Here is a 2989-nt window from a genome sequence, read left to right on the forward strand (position 1 = left end):
AACATCAAAGAAACCAGACTGCTTCATATCGCCATTCCCTCAATCAACGCAGAAGAAATAGAATCATACAGAAGACCTCAAAACCAGGGGGTTTTTAGAACCCTCCAGGTGACGGCGGTGGCTCCCGGCATGGGGCAGGTGATGTTCGGCGGGCCTGTGCCGGACAAAAGCGGGGAGAGCGGACAGGGTGAAGGAAGCACGCCATGAGTGCGACAGGTTTTTCCTCCGCCCCCGATGTCGGGCGCGGGCTGGGGCATCACACCCGTCAGGCCACGGCCTCCGAGCTTGGCTCCCTGATGAGTCGCGCCGAGCGGTGGGGGCTGGGCACGCGATTGGTGCTGGCCATGGTGGCCTGCTGGCTGCTGGTGATCGCGCTGGCGTGGAAGTATCTGGTGTCGTCCAACAGTGCCGTACCGGATCTGGCGGCGACAGGAGCCGCCCTGCTGGTAGCGGCGCCTGTTCTGAGTGCGGCGATTGCGAGCCTGCGTCATCCATCCCTGCACGGTCTGACGGATCAGCTTGTGGCGGTGGCGATGCTGGCGTCGTGGGCGACTGGGGATCTGCTCACGGCGGCCCTTCTGCCCATCGTGATGATCGTGGGCCATGTGCTGGAGGAGCGTTCGCTTCTTGGGTCACAGGAGGCGATCCGGGCGCTTGAGCGACTTGTGGACACCACGACACTGCGCCTGCACCCGGACGGAACGACGGAGACGGTGACGGCTTCCCAGCTTGCGGTGGGAGACCGACTGGAAGTGCGGGCGGGTGACCGCGTGCTGGCGGACGGGCTGATTCTCTCGGGGCAGTCCTCTCTCGACATGGCGTCGCTCACAGGTGAATCGGTGCCGGTGGAGGTCGGGCCGGGCGAGCATGTGCTGGCGGGCACGATCAATCTCTCAGGTGTGCTGACGGTCGAGGTGACGCGCACAGGCGAGGAGACGGCTCTGGGGCAGGTCATCGCGCTGATGGAAGTGGCTGAGGAAGCCAAGCCCCCGCTTACGCGTCTGCTGGAGCGTTACGCCGGACGTTACATGGCGCTTATCATGACGATTTCAGCGGCGGTGTGGTTTGCCTCCGGCTCTACTGCAGCCATGCTGGCCGTGCTGGTGGCATCCTGTCCCTGTGCCGTGGTGCTGGCGGCTCCGGCGGCGTCCATTGCGGCGATTGCCGTGGCCGCGCGTCATGGAATTCTCATCAAGGGCACGGCGTTTCTGGAGCATCTGGCCGATGTGACATCTCTCGTCATCGACAAGACGGGAACGCTTACGACCGGTCGTCTCGCGCTCAGTCGCGTGCTGCCCCGGCCGGGTATCTCTGACGAACAGTTGCTCGCGCTGGGTGCGAGCCTCGGCGCGCTTAGTTCCCATCCGGTCAGTCGTGCGCTCGCGCGTTCCATGGACGTGCCGCAACCTTTCGATTTCGTGGATGTGCAGGAAGAGCATGGATTGGGTCTGCGCGCAGTCGCGTCGGATGGCACGGTGTTCCTCATGGGACGGCCAGCGTTGCTGGAAGGGGAAGGGATCGCGCCGGAGCCTGTGCCTGAACACGATGGGCCGATGGTGTGCCTCAGTCGTGACGGCACCCTTCTGGGCTGGCTTCTTCTATCCGACAGCCTGCGTCCGGAGGCCGAGCAGGCGATGGAGGAGCTGCGGGGGCTCGGTCTGACACGTCAGATTCTTCTGACGGGCGATCGTCGTGCGGTGGCCCAGCGAATTGGCGCGGACGTGGGCATCGATCTTGTGGAAGCGGAGGTACTGCCCACCGACAAGATGGCCTGTGTCCAGCGTGAGGTTGCGCATGGACAACGACCGCTGGTGGTGGGGGACGGCATCAACGATGCGCTGGCGTTGCGCGCGGGTGCCGTAGGCATTGCCATGGGCGCGGACAGCACGGACGTGGCGCTCAGTTCAGCGGATCTTGTGCTGATGCAATCCGATCTGCGGCGGTTGGGAACGACCATACGTCTGAGCCGTCGGTGTCGCCGCACCATTCAGGTCAATGTCGGGATGGGTGTGGGGTGGACAGCCATCCTCATTGTCTGCGCGGCGTTCAACCTGTTGGGGGCGCAAGGGGCCGTCATGGCGGCCGTGCTGCACAATGCGTCCACTCTGGCGGGGCTTGCCAATGCGGGGCGCCTTCTCCGGTTCGATGAAACACGCTTACCCGGCATAAGAAAAGCATGACGCTCTTCCCATCCATTTCGTTGCGTGCCTGTCTTGTGGCGGGAGGTGTCATGATGTGCGGGGTGGGAACGCCTCTGTACGCCCAAACACCCGTGCCTGCTGATACGGAGGGTTCGGCTGAGGATCTCGCTCCAATCCTCAGCCGTCCTTTGTTCGAGCCTGACCGTCGCGCAAAAGGTGTGACGCACGGTGAAGAGGGCGCGTTTCATCTTGTTGGTATTTCCGGACATGCCGGTGCATGGCGGGCAATTTTCCGACCTGAGAAAGGGGATGGGCGCAGTCGGATTCTCTCCGAAGGGGAGAAAACGGAGGGGTGGACCATCACGTCCATCGCACCTTCGGGGGTAACGCTTGCTCAGAACGGAAACACGAAACATGTGGCGCCTGTGTTTTCGAAATATGAACCTCCACCTGTTTCTGAAAAACAGAGGATCGATTCGGTACATATCATGAGTCACAAAAGGGTCGATCCGCATCTGGCATGGTGAAATTTCGCATTTAGGTTGCAAACCATTGCGGAGAGTTTCGTTTCACAAAACGATAACACCACATGACAATTCCTTCATTTACTTAACGCGCTGTCTCCACCACCCCAGCCGGGGCCGGTCGATCGGAAAAGTGCTCAAGAATACTCCTATTTCCGATATCCGGTTATGCCGCGCGTAAAGAAAGGTTCCGTGACGTGTTTGCAAAGCGCACGACGCGGAAATCTCACAGAAGGGTTGTACATCGGGTTAGATTATGAAAAAGTCTGTTTTGTAGAAAAGAAATTTCCATAATCATCAAGAAAACCCGATGCAGACAGAGTG

At 60.8% G+C, this 2989-nt stretch carries 3 protein-coding genes; all 3 read left to right on the forward strand.

Translation table 11 applies throughout. The features are described from left to right. Positions 1–207: hypothetical protein (locus GOB87_RS16685; RefSeq protein WP_206752352.1), on the forward strand; the 207-nt coding region annotated here is incomplete at its 5' end. Further along, entirely contained in the window at positions 204–2180 is a 1977-nt protein-coding gene (locus GOB87_RS16260) for a heavy metal translocating P-type ATPase (protein ID WP_166319111.1), read from the forward strand. The genes GOB87_RS16685 and GOB87_RS16260, both read left to right, overlap by 4 nt. Next, entirely contained in the window at positions 2177–2668 is a 492-nt protein-coding gene (locus tag GOB87_RS16265; RefSeq protein WP_166319114.1) for a hypothetical protein, read from the forward strand. The genes GOB87_RS16260 and GOB87_RS16265 overlap by 4 nt, the downstream gene beginning before the upstream one ends. Positions 2669–2989 lie beyond the last annotated feature (321 nt).

Origin of the sequence: Acetobacter estunensis, assembly GCF_011516945.1 — a bacterium.
Classification (GTDB): domain Bacteria; phylum Pseudomonadota; class Alphaproteobacteria; order Acetobacterales; family Acetobacteraceae; genus Acetobacter; species Acetobacter estunensis.

Excerpts from the sequence above, each read along its gene's own strand:
- GOB87_RS16260 (WP_166319111.1), top strand. The coding sequence starts at position 204 with ATGAGTGCGACAGGTTTTTCCTCCGCCCCCGATGTCGGGCGCGGGCTG.
- GOB87_RS16265 (WP_166319114.1), top strand. The coding sequence starts at position 2,177 with ATGACGCTCTTCCCATCCATTTCGTTGCGTGCCTGTCTTGTGGCGGGA.